The 16,957-nt window shown below is 60.1% G+C and carries 12 protein-coding genes; 9 read left to right on the forward strand and 3 right to left on the reverse strand.

The window, feature by feature from the left end; genetic code table 11:
* Positions 1-198 precede the first annotated feature (198 nt).
* On the forward strand, positions 199-2,865 hold the full coding sequence (gene adhE, locus HWX34_RS11140; RefSeq protein ID WP_178972304.1) for a bifunctional acetaldehyde-CoA/alcohol dehydrogenase: 2,667 nt from the start codon (positions 199-201) through the stop codon (positions 2,863-2,865).
* A 132-nt stretch (positions 2,866-2,997) separates the two neighbouring features.
* Positions 2,998-3,327, forward strand: coding sequence for a DHCW motif cupin fold protein (locus HWX34_RS11145; protein WP_178972305.1), 330 nt, complete (start codon positions 2,998-3,000; stop codon positions 3,325-3,327).
* Between the two features lie 4 nt (positions 3,328-3,331).
* On the opposite strand, the gene HWX34_RS11150 is transcribed toward HWX34_RS11145, so the two are convergent.
* Positions 3,332-3,559 carry a hypothetical protein gene (locus tag HWX34_RS11150; protein ID WP_178972306.1) on the reverse strand — a complete coding sequence of 76 codons (228 nt, stop codon included), beginning with the start codon at positions 3,557-3,559 and terminating at the stop codon, positions 3,332-3,334.
* 143 nt (positions 3,560-3,702) lie between these two features.
* Here HWX34_RS11150 and HWX34_RS11155 point away from each other — a divergent pair, with 143 nt between their 5' ends.
* Positions 3,703-5,331, forward strand: a complete 1,629-nt coding sequence (locus HWX34_RS11155; protein WP_178972307.1) for a methyl-accepting chemotaxis protein — start codon at positions 3,703-3,705, stop codon at positions 5,329-5,331.
* Positions 5,332-5,385: 54 nt separating this feature from the next.
* Here the strand turns inward: HWX34_RS11155 and HWX34_RS11160 are convergent, their stop codons facing one another.
* Both HWX34_RS11160 and mfd read right to left on the reverse strand, forming a co-directional pair.
* Positions 5,386-6,096: an ATP-dependent Clp protease proteolytic subunit gene (locus tag HWX34_RS11160; protein WP_082695979.1), complete on the reverse strand. Its 711-nt coding sequence runs from the start codon at positions 6,094-6,096 to the stop codon at positions 5,386-5,388.
* Between the two features lie 179 nt (positions 6,097-6,275).
* Positions 6,276-9,674 carry a transcription-repair coupling factor gene (gene mfd, locus HWX34_RS11165; RefSeq protein ID WP_178972308.1) on the reverse strand — a complete coding sequence of 1,133 codons (3,399 nt, stop codon included), beginning with the start codon at positions 9,672-9,674 and terminating at the stop codon, positions 6,276-6,278.
* Positions 9,675-9,860: 186 nt separating this feature from the next.
* Here mfd and HWX34_RS11170 point away from each other — a divergent pair, with 186 nt between their 5' ends.
* From HWX34_RS11170 to HWX34_RS11195, 6 genes are all read left to right on the forward strand, one after another.
* Complete coding sequence (locus tag HWX34_RS11170) at positions 9,861-13,145, forward strand: EAL domain-containing protein (RefSeq protein ID WP_370459723.1); 3,285 nt, start codon at positions 9,861-9,863, stop codon at positions 13,143-13,145.
* A gap of 84 nt (positions 13,146-13,229) precedes the next feature.
* The gene (rlmB, locus tag HWX34_RS11175) at positions 13,230-13,985 is read left to right on the forward strand and encodes a 23S rRNA (guanosine(2251)-2'-O)-methyltransferase RlmB (RefSeq protein ID WP_178972309.1); all 756 of its coding nucleotides are present in this window, start codon (positions 13,230-13,232) and stop codon (positions 13,983-13,985) included.
* 10 nt (positions 13,986-13,995) lie between these two features.
* Positions 13,996-14,598, forward strand: coding sequence for a nucleotidyltransferase family protein (locus HWX34_RS11180; protein WP_178972310.1), 603 nt, complete (start codon positions 13,996-13,998; stop codon positions 14,596-14,598).
* A 75-nt stretch (positions 14,599-14,673) separates the two neighbouring features.
* Positions 14,674-16,170, forward strand: coding sequence for a multicopper oxidase family protein (locus HWX34_RS11185; RefSeq protein ID WP_178972311.1), 1,497 nt, complete (start codon positions 14,674-14,676; stop codon positions 16,168-16,170).
* A gap of 76 nt (positions 16,171-16,246) precedes the next feature.
* Entirely contained in the window at positions 16,247-16,573 is a 327-nt protein-coding gene (locus tag HWX34_RS11190; protein ID WP_045847264.1) for a metal-sensitive transcriptional regulator, read from the forward strand.
* Positions 16,574-16,669: 96 nt separating this feature from the next.
* A complete protein-coding gene (locus tag HWX34_RS11195) occupies positions 16,670-16,945 on the forward strand; it encodes a hypothetical protein (protein WP_178972312.1) in 276 nt (91 codons plus the stop codon).
* Positions 16,946-16,957: the final 12 nt, after the last annotated feature.

Raw genomic sequence — 16,957 nt, forward strand, 5'->3', positions numbered from 1 at the left:
ATAATCATTTTTCCAGTAAAACAAAGGCGATGACCTTGTTTGTCTGACAATTTTATTAGCACGGTTGTAGTGAGTTAATTACAGCGTGCGGGGCTGTATATTCAGTTTGAATTTGGCAATGCCTACCAGATGGATATGGTAAGCAACTGAATGCATGCAGCCCGGGCAGATTTCTTTTTTTGTCATTGGAGTCGTGTCATGTCGGTATCTTCATTGGAACAACTCGATGCGCTGGTAGCGCGCGTCAAACAGGCCCAGGCGGCTTTTGCCGAATTCTCCCAACAGCAAGTTGATGTCATTTTCCGTAGCGCGGCGCTGGCCGCAGCGGATGCGCGCCTTCCGCTGGCACGCATGGCGGTGGAGGAAACCGGCATGGGTGTGATGGAAGACAAGGTGATCAAGAATCACTTTGCCTCTGAATACATCTACAACAAGTACAAGGATGAAAAGACCTGCGGCGTGCTGTCCGAAGATGACAGCTTTGGCACCATCACCATTGCCGAGCCCATTGGCATCCTGTGTGGCATCGTGCCCACCACCAACCCTACCTCTACGGCCATTTTCAAGGCCTTGATTGCGTTGAAAACCCGCAATGCCATCATCTTTTCACCGCATCCGCGCGCGCGTCGTTCCACCTGCGCAGCGGCACGACTGGTATTGGAGGCCGCCGTGGCCGCCGGTGCACCGCAGGACATCATCGGCTGGATAGACGAGCCCAGCGTGGAGCTGTCCAACGCGCTGATGCAGCACCCCGACATCAACCTGATTCTGGCTACCGGCGGCCCCGGCATGGTGAAAGCGGCGTACTCCTCGGGCAAGCCGGCCATCGGTGTGGGCGCGGGTAATACCCCGGCGGTGATCGACGAAACGGCCGACATCAAACGCGCCGTAGCCTCCATCCTGATGTCCAAGACTTTCGATAACGGCGTGGTGTGTGCCTCCGAGCAGTCGGTCATCGTGGTGGACAGCATTTACGAGGCGGTGCGCGAACGCTTTTCGCGCCATGGCGGTTACATTCTCAGCGCACAGGAAACCGCCGCCGTGGCCGGGGTCATCCTCAATCGCGGCAATCTGAATGCGGCGATTGTCGGCCAGAGCGCGGTAAAGATTGCCGCCATGGCCGGCATTACCGTACCGGCTGATACCAAGGTGCTGATTGGCGAAGTGAGCGATCTGAGCAATGACGAAGCCTTCGCCCACGAAAAACTGTCGCCCACGCTGGCCATGTACCGCGCCCGCGATTTTGCCGATGCCTGCGACAAGGCGGCAGCGCTGGTGGCGCTGGGTGGTATCGGCCATACCTCGGCGCTGTATACCGACCAGGATTTGCAAGGCGAGCGCATCCGCTATTTTGGCGACAAGATGAAAACCGCCCGCATCCTGATCAACACCCCGTCCTCGCATGGTGGTATTGGCGACTTGTACAACTTCAGCCTGGCCCCGTCGCTGACGCTGGGTTGCGGCTCCTGGGGGGGCAATTCCATTTCGGAAAACGTCGGCCCCAAACACCTGATCAACAAGAAAACCGTGGCCAAGAGGGCGGAAAACATGCTGTGGCACAAACTGCCCAAGTCCATTTACTTCCGCCGTGGCTGCCTGCCGGTGGCACTGGAAGACCTGGCGGGTAAAAAGCGTTGCCTGATCGTGACCGGGCATTATCTGCTGGAACATGGCTTCGTGGATGAGCCGGTACGCCTGCTGAAAAAAATGGGCCTGGAAGTGGAAGTGTTTTTTGATGTGCCTGCCGACCCGACGCTGGCGGTGGTACGCAAGGGGGCCGAACTGGCGCAGTCTTTCCAGCCGGATGTGATCATGGCGCTGGGCGGCGGCTCGCCCATGGATGCCGCCAAGATCATCTGGGTGATGTACGAACACCCGGAAGTGCATTTTGCCGATCTGGCGCTGCGCTTCATGGACATTCGCAAACGCATTTACCAGTTCCCGCGTCTGGGTGGCAAAGCCATGCTGGTGGCGGTGCCCACCACCTCCGGCACCGGTTCGGAAGTCACGCCGTTTGCCGTGGTGACCGATGAAGTGACCGGAGTGAAATACCCGATTGCCGATTACGAATTGACGCCACACATGGCGATTGTGGATGCCAACCTGGTGATGGACATGCCCAAGTCGCTTACCGCCTTTGGTGGTATCGACGCGGTGACCCATGCGCTGGAAGCCTATGTGTCGGTGATGGCCAACGAATACTCCGACCCGCAAGCCCTGCAAGCGCTGAAACTGCTGAAGGACTACCTGCCATCGGCCTATCTGAACGGCGCACGCGACCCGAAAGCCCGCGAGCAAGTACATAACGCCGCCAGCATTGCCGGTATTGCCTTTGCCAATGCCTTCCTGGGCGTGTGCCACTCCATGGCGCACAAGCTGGGGGCTGAATTCGGCCTGGCGCATGGCCTGGCGAATGCCTTGCTGATCAGCAATGTCATCCGCTACAACGCGGCTGATATTCCCACCAAGCAAACCGCGTTCAGCCAGTACGACCGGCCCAAGAGCGTGGCGCGCTATGCCGAAATCGCCCGTCATCTGGGGCTGGAAGGCGAACGCGATCACGAACGGGTGGAAAAGCTGGTGCAGTGGGTGGACGAACTGAAACAGACACTCAATATCCCGATGTCGATTCAGGCGGCAGGCGTGGAAGAGGCAGACTTTCTGGCCCGGGTCGACCAGTTGGCCGAAGCTGCCTTTGATGACCAATGCACCGGGGCCAATCCGCGCTATCCGCTGATCAGCGAACTCAAGCAACTATTGCTGGACAGCTATTATGGCCGTGCCTGGTGCGAAGCCCATTTGCGCGATGCGGCCAGGGATGTTGCCGTGCCACGCAAGGCCAAGGGTAAACTCAAGACTGTATGATGGCGGGCAAGCAAACCCGTCAACGCCAGACCAGCCCGGAGCATGCTCCGGGCTTTTTTGTCCAGCGACAGTCTTGACACCATCGACGCTGGGTTAAGCTGTCTGCTTGTTCAGCCTAAGATGGAGCGCAGCATGCAAATCGACAACATTCCGTTTGGCGTGACCGACTGGTCGGCCATTGCGCCCAGCGAGCATCCCGGCGAAAGCGGCATGGCGCTGTGGCGCACCTGCCAGTTCGGCAATATCCGTGTACGCATGGTGGAGTACAGCGCCGGCTATGTGGCTGACCACTGGTGTCGCAAGGGCCACATCCTGCTGTGTCTGGAGGGCGAGCTGCTGACCGAACTGGCCGATGGCCGCCGCTTCATGCTGACTCCCGGCCTGAGCTATCAGGTAAGCGATGAGGGCGAGCCGCACCGCTCGTCCACCCGTACCGGGGCGCGGCTGTTTATCGTCGATTGATGTTTTACCAGTGCTGATGGCCCGGTACACACCGGGCCATTTTCTTTTCGGCAGCACGGATGCGTTGTCCGATTTCGTTCCCCCACGCCTGGCTCTCAGGCTGATCACGCTGCTGGTATTGCTTTGCCCTTGTTCCCGTCTTTCTTGCCATGCTTGGTGCTTCCAGCAAGTTATCCAGCAGGTTGAATTTTGCAGGTGATGGACTTTTAAATAAAAGTTTGATTTTGCGCATTATAAAACCGACATGAATATGTATTATTATGCTTTTGTAATAAATTGATTGTGCCGAGATTAATGATGGGCAGACAATAAATATAATAATATCAATTATTTATCCGGTTTGTTGTCAGCAGGATCACAGAGAGAACACAGGTAATGCATATCAGTAATATGAGTATCCGCAGCAAGTTTTTTGCAGGATTCGGTTTGATTCTGGCCCTGATGCTGTTAATTGGCATTAATGCCGGACTGGGTGTTTCCTCACTGGCCGATCAAGCCAGTCTGATTGAATACGATATTTATCCCAAGGCCCAGTTGTCGGGCAATCTGGTCAAGCGGGCAGTCATTGCTGAGGACTTGTGTTATCAGGCGGCACTGGAAACCAATTCCGACCAGATTGATAAGCTGATTGACAGTATGAAAAGCAATGCCAAGGCAAATAGCGATGATATGGAAAGATTATCGCGGCTGGTGCAATCGGCTGAAGGCAAACGCATGTTTGAAAATATCCAGAATGCGCGTGCCGCCATTCGCAGCAAATATGACACCCTGTTTGCCTTGCTCAAGCAGAATAACAGCAGCAAGTCGCTTGATTTTGTCCACAAGGAATTCAGTCCGTCGCTGAAAGGCTTTCAGGAAGCGGTGAATGAATTGTCGCGCCATCAAGACCAGAAAATGAATGTGTCGGTCGGCAATATCCGTGAACAAGCCCACCATACCGGCACTATCGTGCTGATTGTGGTCAGCGTGGCCATGCTGCTGGGCATGGGCCTGGCCGTCATCATGTCGGGTAATTTTGCCCGGCGCATCGGTATGGCCCAGCAACTGGCCGAGCAGGTGGCCGCCGGGAATCTGCAGCCGGACCAGACCTCGGCCGGTCCGCAGGATGAACTGGGCAAGCTGATGCGCTCGCTGTTGCAAATGCGGCAGGAGCTGGCCGGCATCATCCGCCAGGTGGTGCAGGGTGCACAGGAGGTGGCACAGACTGCACAGCAGGTATCCACCGCCAGCAGCCAGGTTTCCTCCAGTGTGTATAACCAGTCGGCATCCACTTCATCGGCGGCCTCGGCAGTAGAACAGCTGACGGTCAGTATCGAGCATGTATCCGCCAATGCACGCAGCGCAGCTGGCAAGGCCAGTGATGCGGGTACTGCCTCCGATACCGGTGGTACCCATGTTGCCGCAGCCACTCAGGACATCCAGACTGCCGCCGGAGATATCCGCGAGGCTGCCAGTGACATCATCAATCTGTCCGAGCAGGTGAAGGGCATCGGCAATATCGCCACCGTGATCAAGGATGTGGCGGACCAGACCAATCTTTTGGCGCTGAATGCAGCCATCGAGGCGGCACGTGCCGGTGAGCAAGGGCGTGGCTTTGCCGTGGTGGCCGACGAGGTGCGCAAGCTGGCAGAGCGGACCTCGCGTTCGGTACAGGAAATTGCCAGCATGACCAGCAGCATCGACCATGAAACAACCATGGCGGCCGAGCGCATGCAGCAGGCCAGTCAGGATGTGGCCAAGGTAGCCGATACCGCCAGCCAGGCCCGGCAGTCCATGCATGCCATCTGCGACCGTTCGGCCGAAGTGACCGTGGCCATGAATGAAATATCCGATGCGCTGAGCGAGCAGCGCACGGCTGCCAGCAGCCTGTCGCGCAGCGTGGAGGCCATTGCCCAAATGTCGGAAGAGAACGCCGCCGCCATCAGCTCTGTCGCCACGGCGGCCAACCGCATGGCGGCTACCTCGCAAACCTTGCAGCAAAGCGTGGCGAAGTTCCGCTTGTAAGCCCTTGCCGCCCGTTTGTCGCATTTACCAGTACGTGCGGTCGCGGCCGTGGCCTCAGGCGGGCTTGCTCTTGCGGCTGCTGCGTGCCGGTTTGGCGGCGTCGGTTTCGCTGGCGCTGACCGGTACCGGTTTCACCTTGGCCCGCGTGCCTTTGGGCTTGACAGCGGGTTCTCCTTTTTGCAGATGCAGCAAGCGGCGGCGGATGTCGTCGGTATCCAGCCAGATATCCTCGCCCTTGCTGATGCGTTCCAGTTCCTGATCACTCAGGAAGGGGCGGCAGACATTGCGCATCACCTTGTCGAACCATTTGCGGCTGGCCATCACTTGCGCTGCCTGTTCGTTACCCTTGCCCACGGATGCGGACGAGTAGTTGTGGAACATTAGCTGGCAGGTGTCATGCACGATCAGCTCGTCCCCGGCCAGAAAGATCAGCGCGCCCATGGAAAAGGCGCGCGCCTCCAGAATGGTGATGACGTGCGCCTCGCTGGCGGCGATGTTGTTGATGATCTGCAAGCCGGTATCGAAATTGCCGCCGGGAGTGTTGAGGTGCAGGAAGATCAGGTCGGTGGCACTGGCGGTGCGCAGGGTGTACAGCAGGTCGGTGTACTGGATGGGGTCGACAATTTCGCCGGACAGATAGTAGGAAATCTGGCGGATCACACCTTGTGATTCGTAACGGCGGAAGGCGGGCAGTTTCACATCGTCGTCTTCGTCGTCGTCAGTGCTGCGGTCTTGCAGCGGGGCGTGGTAGCGGGAGTGGGTCATCGCATTTTCCTGTTGTTGTAAGGATGAGGAAGACTGCGTGTTGCCCTTTCAGTGTAGCCCTGCCACCACAAGAGCGACCAGCCTGTTTCCTGCCTGTTTTGCGATGTGGCAATGCAGGAAACAGAAAAAACGCCTGCGGCACCGGGCGGCAGGCGTTGTGGAGCGGGCTCTGGCCGAAGCTAGCTCAGCTCTTTCAACAGCTCCTTCACCCGCACCACGCGCAGGCCCACTTCTTCTATTTTTGATTCCACCCGCAGCTTGTCCTGACCGGCCAGCTTGTAATTCTTCTTGCTCTGGATCAGCTGGATGATCTTCATCGGGTCGATCGGCGGGTTCTTGATGAATTGCAACTGGATGGCCACTTCGCTGGCGTCCAGCTTGGCTACGCCCAGCGGCTTGGCCAGCAGGCGCAGGCGGTGGCTTTCGATCAGCGTTTTCACCGTTTGCGGCGGCAGGCCGAAGCGGTCGATCAGCTCCTCGTGGATGGCGTCGATGTCCTGCTCCGTGTCGCAGGTGGCCAGGCGCTTGTACAGCACCAGCCGTTCATGCACGTCCGGGCAGTAGGCATCCGGCAACAGCGCCGGGCTGTGCAGATTGATTTCGGTGGTGACGCCCAGCGGTGCGTCCAGGTCGGGCTCGCGGCCTTTTTTCAGGTCGCGCACCGCTTGTTTGAGCATCTCGGTAAACAGCGAGAAGCCCACTTCCTGCATTTCACCCGACTGGCCTTCGCCCAGTACCTCACCCGCACCACGGATTTCCATATCGTGCATGGCCAGATAGAAACCGGCACCCAGCTCGCCGGACAACTGAATGGCTTCCAGCCGCTTGCCGGCGTCCTTGGTCATGCCGTCCGGGGTCAGCAGATAGGCATAGGCCTGATGATGGCTGCGCCCCACCCGGCCACGCAGCTGGTGTAGCTGGGCCAGGCCGAACTTGTCGGCACGATTGATCAGGATGGTATTGGCATTGGGAATGTCGATGCCGGTTTCGATGATGGTGGAGCACAGCAGCACATTGAAGCGCTGTTGCAGGAAGTCGCGCATCACCTGTTCCAGCTCGCGTTCGCGCAACTGGCCGTGGGCCACGCCGATGCGGGCTTCCGGCACCAGTTCGGCCAGTTTTTCCTGCATGTTGGCAATGGTGTCCACTTCGTTGTGCAGGAAGAACACCTGACCGCCGCGCTTGAGTTCACGCAGGATGGCCTCGCGGATCACGCCGTTGCTGGCCGGGCTGATGAAGGTTTTCACTGCCAGCCGGCGATTGGGCGCAGTGGCGATGACCGAGAAGTCGCGCAGGCCTTCCAGCGCCATCGACAGCGTGCGCGGAATCGGCGTGGCGGTGAGGGTAAGCACATCGACATTGGCGCGCAGGCGCTTGAGCTGCTCTTTCTGGCGCACGCCAAAGCGGTGCTCTTCGTCGATGATCACCAGCCCCAGGTTCTTGAACTGTACGTCCGGCTGCACCAGCTTGTGGGTGCCGATGACGATGTCTACCGTGCCTTCGGCAAGCCCTGCCAGCGCGGCCTTGCTTTCCTTGGCGCTGCGAAAGCGTGACAGCTCGGCAATCTTCACCGGCCAATCGTTGAAGCGGTCGGAGAAGTTCTGGAAATGCTGTTCGGCCAGCAGGGTGGTGGGCACCAGCAGCGCTACTTGCTTGCCGCCCATCACCGCGACAAAAGCCGCGCGCAGCGCGACTTCGGTCTTGCCGAAGCCCACGTCGCCGCAGACCAGCCGGTCCATCGGTTTGCCGCTGCACATATCGTGGATGACGGCTTCGATGGCATTGGCCTGGTCTATGGTTTCTTCAAAGCCGAAACCGGCGGCAAAGGCATCGTAATCGTGGTGCGACAGGCTGAAGCTGTGACCTTCGCGCGCGGCGCGCTGGGCGTACAGATTAAGCAGTTCGGCGGCAGTATCGCGCGCCTTTTCGGCGGCTTTCTTCTTGGCCTTTTCCCAGGCGGGGTTGCCCAGCTTGTGCAGCGGGGCCTGCTCGGACGGGCCGCCGGCATAACGCGAGATCAGGTGCAGCTGGCTGACCGGCACGTACAGGGTGGCGTTGTCCGCGTATTCCAGCTGCATCAGCTCGGTTTCGCCTTCGCCCAGGTCCATCGACACCAGACCGATATAGCGGCCGATGCCGTGCTGCTCGTGCACCACCGGGTCGCCGGATTTTACCTCGGCCAGGTCGCGCAGCATGGAGTCCGAACTCATCTTCACATGGCGGCGGCGGGTATGACTGCGCGCGATGTGCTGGTACAGCTCGCTCTCGGTGATGATGGACAGCGGCGGTTGCTGCTGGGCAAAGCCGGAATACAGCGGGGCCACCACCAGCGCCAGCGGCATGTTGCCGTTGGCAAAGTCCTGCCAGTTGTCGATCAGCTGCGGCTTGATGCCGTGCTCTTGCAGGAACTGCACCATGGTTTCGCGCCGCCCCAGGCTTTCGGCTGTCAGCAGCACGCGCTGGCCGCTGTGTTGCAGATAATGCGCCAGCTTGTGCAAGGGGTTGTCGGCACGGCGTTCCACGGCCAGGTCGGGCAATTGCAACACGGTGCTGTCTGCATCGGCAGCGGGAATCTCGATGCGGGAATAAGGCTTGATGCGGCCGAGGAATTCGTCCTGACGCAAGAACACATCGGCAGGCGGCAGTACCGGACGTTCCGGGTCGCCCTGCGCCATGTGGTAGCGGTTCTGTACGTCTTTCCAGAAGGTGTCGGCGGCACCGGCCACGTCGCGGTGCAGCACCACCAGGGCGGATTCGCCCACGTAGTCGAACAGGGTGGCGGTTTCGTCGAAGAACAGCGGCAGGTAGTACTCGATACCGGCGGGGAACAGATTGGCCGATACGTCTTTATAAATGCGGCTCTTGGACGGGTCGCCTTCCACGCGCTCGCGGTAGTGCTGGCGGAAGGCGGTGACGCCACTTTCGTCCGCCGGATATTCGCGCGCCGGCAGCATGCGGATTTCCGGTACCGGGTACAGTGTGCGCTGGCTGTCCGGGTCGAAGGTGCGCAGGCTGTCGATTTCCTTGTCGAACAGGTCGATGCGGTAGGGCAGGGTGCTGCCCATGGGGAACAGGTCCACCAGGCCGCCACGAATGGAAAACTCGCCCGGCGCCATCACCTGGGTGACGTGGCTGTAGCCAGCCATCACCATGTCGGCGCGCAGTTGCTCCACATCCAGTTGTTGCTTGCTTTGCAACAAAAAGGTACGGCCCAGCAGGTAGCTCACCGGCGAGAGCCGCGTCATGGCGGTGCTGACCGGGGCAATCACTACCTGACATTCACCGCGGTGAATCTGCCACAGCGTGGCCAGCCGTTCGCTTACCAGCTCGCCGTGCGGGGAGAAATGGTCGTAGGGCAGCGTCTCCCAGTCAGGCAGCAAGGCGGCCTTGATGTCGGGGGCAAACCAGGGCAACTCGGCTTTCAGCCGTTGTGCTGCCTGGGCGTCGGCGGTCAGCACCAGCAGGGTGTGGCCGGCCTGGGCCAGGCCAGCCAGCACGGCAGCGTCGAGGCCATCAGGCAGGGCGGGGCAGCGGGTCTTCTGACCGGCTGGGGCAATGCGGGGCAGTGTGTCCAACATTCTTCTTCACATTCGTGGATCTGCGGGTATTATACCAGCGGGCATTTCACGCCATCGGTGTGTTTGCCAGCCATTTACAAGAGGCCACAAGGCCCGCGACCCGCCACATATCCGTACCTCATACCAATAAGCACCGACCGGAAACAGTCGTGCATGGGCGGACTGTGGCTGTAAAGGATTGGGAGAGTGAAAGCTAAGGGGATATTTGCCGGCTGGCTGGCTTTTGCCTTGTTTGCCGCCAGCTTGTTGCTATGGCCCAGGGATGCCCTGGGTGAGGTTCCTTTGTACGGTTTCCTGCCGCACGGCCTGTTTGCCGGCTGCCTGCTATGGCGCGGCCTGCGCCGGGTGTGGTTCTGGCCCCCGGCAGCCCTGCTGCTGACCGGCCAGTATTTGCCATGGCCATGGGCCGCAGCGCTAAGCCTGTCTTTGCTGCTGCTATTGCCAGGCGCGCATTTGCTGCGTGCCTCTCCAGCCACGGCCACCGATGGTTCGGCCATTTCCCGCTTGCTGCTGAACCTGCTGGAAGTGTGTGCCTATTTCACCGCCCCGCCCATTGCCTTGCTGGGCGTGTATTCGTTCTGGCATGGCAGTTTGCCCGAGGTATTGCAGTGGATGGCGCAGGCCGGTGCCTGCTGCATGCTGGCCATGACCTCTTGCCTGCCGCTGCTGCGGCTGAGCAGCCTGCCAGATCGTCGTCGCTTGCTGGAATTGCTGGTGATTTTGCTGGTGATGCTGGCGGTGTGGGCATCCATGGTGAGCAATGCGCAAGACCTGCCCATTCCGCGCCCGGTACTGTTTTTCCCCTTGATGATTTGGGCGGCCTTCCGTGGCCGCTTGCTGGGTGCCTGCCTGTCCGGTGCCTTGCTGTGCCTGTTATTGTCCCTGCCCGGGTTTTTCCCCGGACTTTACCTGTATGCCGGCAGCACCGAGCTGATGACCGAAACGGCGCTGTGTCTGACTTTCATTGTGGCTTCCTTGCTGGTGGCAACGCTGAGTGATGTGCACCGCCGCAAGGAAGACGAGCTGAACGAGTTCCGCTCGCGGGTGGAGTCTCTGGTCAACAACAGCCCCAACATGATGTCGCTCAAGGGGCTGGATGGCCGCTTCCTGCTGGCCAACCGCGCTTACAGCCGCATGCTGGGCGTTACCGAGTACGCCATGGTGGGCCGCCTGGTGAGCGATTATTTTGCTTCTGAAGATGCCCGGCGCATCCAGCAGCAGGACGAAGTGGTACTCAATTGCCTGGAGCCGCGCCAGTTTGAAGAAAGCTTCACCACCGGCGGCAGCACCTTCACCATGCTGGTGACCAAGTTTCCGCTGTTCGACAGCCAGGGCCGCCCGGCCGGGGTAGGCAGCGTGGATACCGACATCACCCGTACCCGCGAAGAGCAAAAAGCCAAGAAGGAAGCCGAGGAAAAATACTGGGCGTTGGTGGAACAAACCCTGGTCGGCATCTACATCCTGCAGGACGAGCGGCTGGTGTACGTCAACCCCAAGCTGGCCGATATCGTCGGCTACCGGCCGGAAGACATGCAGGACATGCCCCTGGAAAGCCTGCTGCCGCCCAGCGAGGCCAGCCGCATCCGGCTGCAGATCAAGCGCCGCCTGCGCGACAACATCCAGGTGATGCACTACACCACCCGCGCCATCACTCGTGACGGCCATCTGGTGGACCTGGAAGTGCACAGCCGCTTGGTGGAGTACGACGGCAAGCCCGCGTTGATTGGCGTGGTGGTGGACATTTCAGACCGCATTGCCGCCGATACCAATCTGAAACTGGCAGGCAAGGTGTTCGAAAATTCGGCGGAAGGCATCCTGATTCTGGATGCCGATACCCGCATCATCGCGGTCAACCACGCCTTCACCCGCATTACCGGCTATCAGGAGAGCGAGGCGCTGGGCAAGCTGTCGCGCATCTTCAGTGAAAATGACGACGCAGTCAGTCAGCAAATGCTGGAGGCGCTGGCGCAGCACGGACACTGGCAAGGCGAAATGCGCGACCGGCGCAAGAATGGCGACTGGTATCCGGCTGAACTGTCCATTTCACTGGTGCGCGATGACGGCGGCTTCCTCAGCAACTACGTGGCGGTGTTTTCCGACATCACCGTGCGCAAGCAGGCCGAAGAGCGCCTGCAGTTTCTGGCCAATCACGACCCGCTCACTCGCCTGCCCAACCGCAGCAGCCTGATCAGCCGGCTGGAACAGGCCATTGTCGACATGAGCGGCGAGCCAACCCCGCTGGCGGTGATGTTCATCGACCTGGACCGTTTCAAGCTGATCAACGACTCCTTCGGTCACCAGTCCGGTGATGAACTGCTGCGCGAAATTGCCATTCGTCTGTCCAATTCGGTGGGCGAGCGCGGCCTGCTGGCGCGGCAAGGTGGCGACGAATTCACCCTGCTGCTGACCGAATTTGCCGATCAGGCCGAACTGGCGGCGCTGGCCGAGGACATCCTCACCGTGCTGGGCCGTGGTTTGCGACTGGAAGAACACGAAGTGTTTGTCACCGGCAGTATCGGCATCAGCGTGTTCCCCAATGACGGGACCGATGCACGCAGCCTGCTGAAAAACGCCGATGTCGCCATGTACCGCGCCAAGGACGCCGGCAAGAACACCTACCAGTTCTTTGACGCGGAGATGAACACCCAGACCTTCGAGCGCCTGCTGCTGGAAAACGGCATGCGCCAGGCGCTGGAGCGGGGCGAATTCGAACTGCACTACCAGCCGCAACTCAATGCCGCCAGCCGCGACATGTCCGGGGTGGAAGTGCTGATTCGCTGGCGTCACCCGCAACTGGGGCTGATTCCGCCGCTGCGCTTCATTCCGCTGGCCGAAGAAACCGGCCTGATCAAGCCCATTGGCGACTGGGTGCTGCAAGAAGCCTGTCGCCAGATCAAGGCCTGGGACGATGCCGGACTGTTCGTGCCGCGCGTGGCCGTCAACCTGTCGGCGCGCCAGTTTGAGCAGACCACGCTGGTGGAAAACGTAGCGCGAGCCTTGCAAAGTACCGGTCTGGACGCCAGCAGGCTGGAGCTGGAAATCACCGAAAGCATGATCATGCAAAACCCGGTGGAAGCCGTGCACCAACTGGCCGAACTGAAAGCGCTGGGTGTGTGGCTGTCGATTGACGACTTTGGCACTGGTTACTCCTCACTGTCCCATCTCAAGCGTTTCCCGCTGGATACGCTGAAAATCGACCGCTCCTTTGTCGACGGCCTGCCCGGCGACGAAGACAATGCCGCCATTGCCGAAGCTATCCTGGCCATGGCCAAGAAGCTCAAGTTCAAGGTGGTGGCCGAAGGGGTGGAGAATGCTGCCCAGGCAGACTTCCTGGAACTGAAAGGCTGCACCTTGTTGCAGGGCTATCACTTTGGCAAGCCGGTGCCGGCGACGGAGTTTCCGCAACTGGCCGAACAACTGGCCAAGTCGGCGCGTCTGGCCGTACTGGCCGACTGGCAGGGCGGTCTGTGATGGGCACCGGGCTGCGGTTTGGCAGCAAGCCCCGTCCTTTGCAGCTACAATAGCGCCCATTCCCGTTTACAAGGCTTCAAGCGCATGAGCAACAAGCGACTCATTCACGGCTTTCATGCCATCAACGCCCGCTTGTGGCAGAACCCGAAAAGCCTGATTGAAATCTGGCTGGCCGGCGGCCGCCACGATGAGCGCGCCAAGGCCGTGCTGGACAAGGCCGCAGAAGAAAGCATCAAGCTGCACATTGTCGACAAGGCAAGGCTGGACAGCATGAGCGGCAATGCCCGCCATCAAGGCGTGGTGGCCATGATTGATGCCAGCCGCAACCATGTCGACCTGGACGACGTGCTGGAAAACCTCAGCGAACCGCCGCTGCTGCTGATTCTGGACGGCGTGACCGACCCGCATAACCTGGGGGCCTGCCTGCGGGTGGCCGACGCCATGGGCGCCCATGCGGTGATTGCCCCGAAAGACCGTTCTGCCGGGCTGAACGCTACCGTATCCAAAGTGGCCTGCGGCGCGGCGGAAGTGATTCCCTACATCACCGTCACCAATCTGGCGCGCACCCTGCGCGACCTGAAAGACGCCGGGGTGTGGATTGCCGGCACCACCATGGAAGCCGATACCGACCTGTTCCATGTGGATGCCGCAGGCCCGCTGGCCTGGGTGATGGGCTCGGAAGGCGAGGGCATGCGTCGCCTGACGCGTGAGCACTGTGATGTGCTGGTGTCCATTCCGATGTGTGGCACGGTGGAAAGCCTCAATGTGTCGGTGTCCTCCGGCATGGTGCTGGCCGAAAGCCGCCGCCAGCGTGTGCTAGCTGCTGATGCCAAAGCCTAAGGCTGTACCATTGCAGTCCAACGCCCTGTCTCTCACAGCAGAACAGGGCGTTTTGCTTGATAGGCTGGACGCTATCTTGTCCGCTCATCCGCTGCTATCCCCCTTGCTTACTTATCTAGAGGATGTTGCACCGGATTGTTGGCTGGCTGCCGGTGCTGTGCGTGCGGCAGTCTGGGATCATCTGCATGGCTATTCACCGTCGCTGCCGGCCGAGATTGATATCGTCTACCATGCGACGGCGTTGGATGCTGCTGATTTTGAGGCAGAGCTTGAGCACAGTTTACGTGGCAGATTTTCTCAGGTTAGCGCGTGGGACATTGTGAATCAGGCCACCGTGCATCGCTGGATTGCAGAAGCAACCGGGAAACATTGGCCGCCTTTCATATCCTTGCTTGCGGCGTTGGAGAGTTGGCCCGAGACGGCTACGGCTGTTGCAGTACGCCGTAGTGGCTGCAGCCTGGAACTGATTGCCCCGTTTGGTTTGGATGATCTGTTTGCTGGAGTACTAAGACATAACCCGGCTCGTGCCTCGGTAGCCGTGTTCCACCAGCGAGTTACTGATAAGGGTTGGTTGCACCGTTGGCCAGATTTGATCTGGCACAATGGAACTTGAATGGTATTTGTTACTCTACGTTCGACATACCCTTGGGGGGTATGAGTTGTAGCCATTCAAATTAAGGCCCAGATCATGCAACGCCGCCACTTTCTATCTTACGCTGCTACCTTGGTATTCACTCCGCTGCTGCAACGCCAGGCATGGGCAGAAGGCATGGCCGACATGCCGGGCATGGATCATGCGGCCATGGACCACGGTGCAAGCGCCAGCATGCCCGCTGCCGACAGCCTGGGTCTGCCACGCGGCCTGCCTTTGGCTGCGCTGTCCATGCTGGCCAATCAGGGGGGCAGCGGCCAGTTTGTCGGCCAGTTGCAGGCAGCGCCGGTCAGCCTGCCGCTGTTGCCGGGTAAGCCCGCTACTACTTTCTGGGCGTATAACGGCCAGATTCCCGGCCCGGCCATCGTGGCCTGGGAAGGGGATGAAGTGGACATTGCTTTTGCCAATAAGCTGCTGCAGCCCAGCACCATCCATTGGCATGGCATGCCGGTGCCGGCAGAGCAGGACGGCAATCCGCACAACCCGGTTTTGCCGGGGCAGCAGCATGCCTACCGCTTCCGTTTGCCGCCGGGCAGCGCAGCCAGCTACTGGTATCACCCGCATCCGCATGGCCATACCGCGCAGCAGGCTTATATGGGGCTGGCCGGGGTATTCGTGGTGAAAAGCCGCAACGACCCGCTGGCGCATCTGCCGGAGCAGTGGCTGGTGCTGTCCGACCTCAAACTGGATGCCCATGGCCAGATTGCGGATAGCAGCGCTGCCGACCGGCATGATGGCCGTGAAGGCCAGTTCGTGCTGGTGAATGGCGGCTGGCAGCCGGTGATTACGCTGGCGCAGGGCGAGCGGCAGCGCTGGCGCATCTGGAATGCCAGCAGCGCCCGCATCCTCAAGCTGGCCTTGCCCGTGCACGAAGTACAACTGGTGGGGACGGATGGCGGGCTGATCGGCGCGCCGCGCCACATTGATACGCTGTTGTTGTCGCCCGGTGAGCGGGCGGAAATTGTCGTGACCGGACGCTTTACTGCAGGCCAGCCATCCGCCTTGCAGTCTTTGCCTTACAACCGTGGCAAAGCCATGAGCCCGGAACAGGCGGAAACCCTTACCCTTGCCACCATCAGGCAGGCAGGCAGCAAAGCCACCGCCACGCTGCCGGACACACTGCGCGACATCACCGCGCTAGGCGAGCCTGCGGTCAAACGGGTGGTCAACTTCAGCGAAAACATGGCCAATCCGGCGGCGATGTTCCTGATCAATGGCAAGAAATTCGATATGAACCGGGCTGATTTCACCGGCAAGGTGGGGCAGATCGAAGAATGGGACATCGTCAGTCAGGCGCACATGGACCACCCCTTCCATCTCCACGGCACCCAGTTCCAAGTGATGGCCCGCACCGATGACGGCGTGTGGCAAACCGAGCCCTTCCTGGCCTGGCGCGATGTGGTGAATATTCCTGCCGGCGAAACCGTGCGCCTGCGCTTTGTGCAGACCATGCCCGGCCTGCGTATGTTCCACTGTCACATCCTGGAGCACGAGGACGCGGGCATGATGGCCATGCTGGACGTCAAAGCCTGAACGGCAGCCTGCGCAAGCCCGGGGCTGCCGGTGTTACACTGGCAGCCCTGTTTTCAATCCAGAATGCGGAGTCTGCATGAGCCTTGCCCCCAAAAACGACGACTGCTGCCATGGGCAGCCGGAATCCAGTGGCAAGAGTGTGACCCAGCCCAACAAGGCGGCCCTGCTCAAGCGGCTGGCCAGAATTGAGGGGCAGGTACGCGGCATCAGCGGCATGGTGGAGTCCGACCGTTACTGCGTGGACGTGCTGACCCAGGTGGCGGCGGTCAAGTCGGCACTGGACGCCGTGGCCATGCAGTTGCTGGAAAACCACATGAAGGGTTGTGTCAGCCGGGCATTGCAACAAGGTGATGCAACCGGCATGGTGACCGAGTTGATCGATGTGGTGAAAAAGGTGCGCTAGGGCGCGGAGCGCCCCAATCAACGCAGGCTTCATCAACGATTGATCCGCCTTGTGGAATACTCGGGTTTCCCCACCGGCCCATGGAAACCCACCGCCATGAAAACCCTTTTGCCAGCGCTGGCTGGCCTGCTGCTGTCGTCCTGCATACTGGCCGACCCTCTACCCTTCGAACAATTCATGCGCCTGCACCGTGGCATGCCTGCCAGTGAACTGCAACAACTGGCCGGCAAGCCGGATTACGTGCGCACCGACCCGGCCGGCAGTGGCGATAGCCAGTTGTTCTGGCTGGGCGACATCGACCTGCCCTACACCACGGTGATTACCCTGCATCAGGGCGTCATCAGCGATATTCAACGCAATAAGCGCCTGTAGCTGTTGCAGTTT

Source organism: Aquitalea sp. LB_tupeE, assembly GCF_013391415.1.
Taxonomy (GTDB): Bacteria; Pseudomonadota; Gammaproteobacteria; order Burkholderiales; family Chromobacteriaceae; genus Aquitalea.

Coding starts and splice junctions, on each gene's coding strand:
- adhE (WP_178972304.1), top strand. CDS start 199: ATGTCGGTATCTTCATTGGAACAACTCGATGCGCTGGTAGCGCGCGTC.
- HWX34_RS11145 (WP_178972305.1), top strand. CDS start 2,998: ATGCAAATCGACAACATTCCGTTTGGCGTGACCGACTGGTCGGCCATT.
- HWX34_RS11155 (WP_178972307.1), top strand. CDS start 3,703: ATGCATATCAGTAATATGAGTATCCGCAGCAAGTTTTTTGCAGGATTC.
- HWX34_RS11185 (WP_178972311.1), top strand. CDS start 14,674: ATGCAACGCCGCCACTTTCTATCTTACGCTGCTACCTTGGTATTCACT.
- HWX34_RS11160 (WP_082695979.1), bottom strand. CDS start 6,096: ATGACCCACTCCCGCTACCACGCCCCGCTGCAAGACCGCAGCACTGAC.
- rlmB (WP_178972309.1), top strand. CDS start 13,230: ATGAGCAACAAGCGACTCATTCACGGCTTTCATGCCATCAACGCCCGC.
- mfd (WP_178972308.1), bottom strand. CDS start 9,674: ATGTTGGACACACTGCCCCGCATTGCCCCAGCCGGTCAGAAGACCCGC.
- HWX34_RS11150 (WP_178972306.1), bottom strand. CDS start 3,559: ATGCGCAAAATCAAACTTTTATTTAAAAGTCCATCACCTGCAAAATTC.
- HWX34_RS11195 (WP_178972312.1), top strand. CDS start 16,670: ATGAAAACCCTTTTGCCAGCGCTGGCTGGCCTGCTGCTGTCGTCCTGC.
- HWX34_RS11190 (WP_045847264.1), top strand. CDS start 16,247: ATGAGCCTTGCCCCCAAAAACGACGACTGCTGCCATGGGCAGCCGGAA.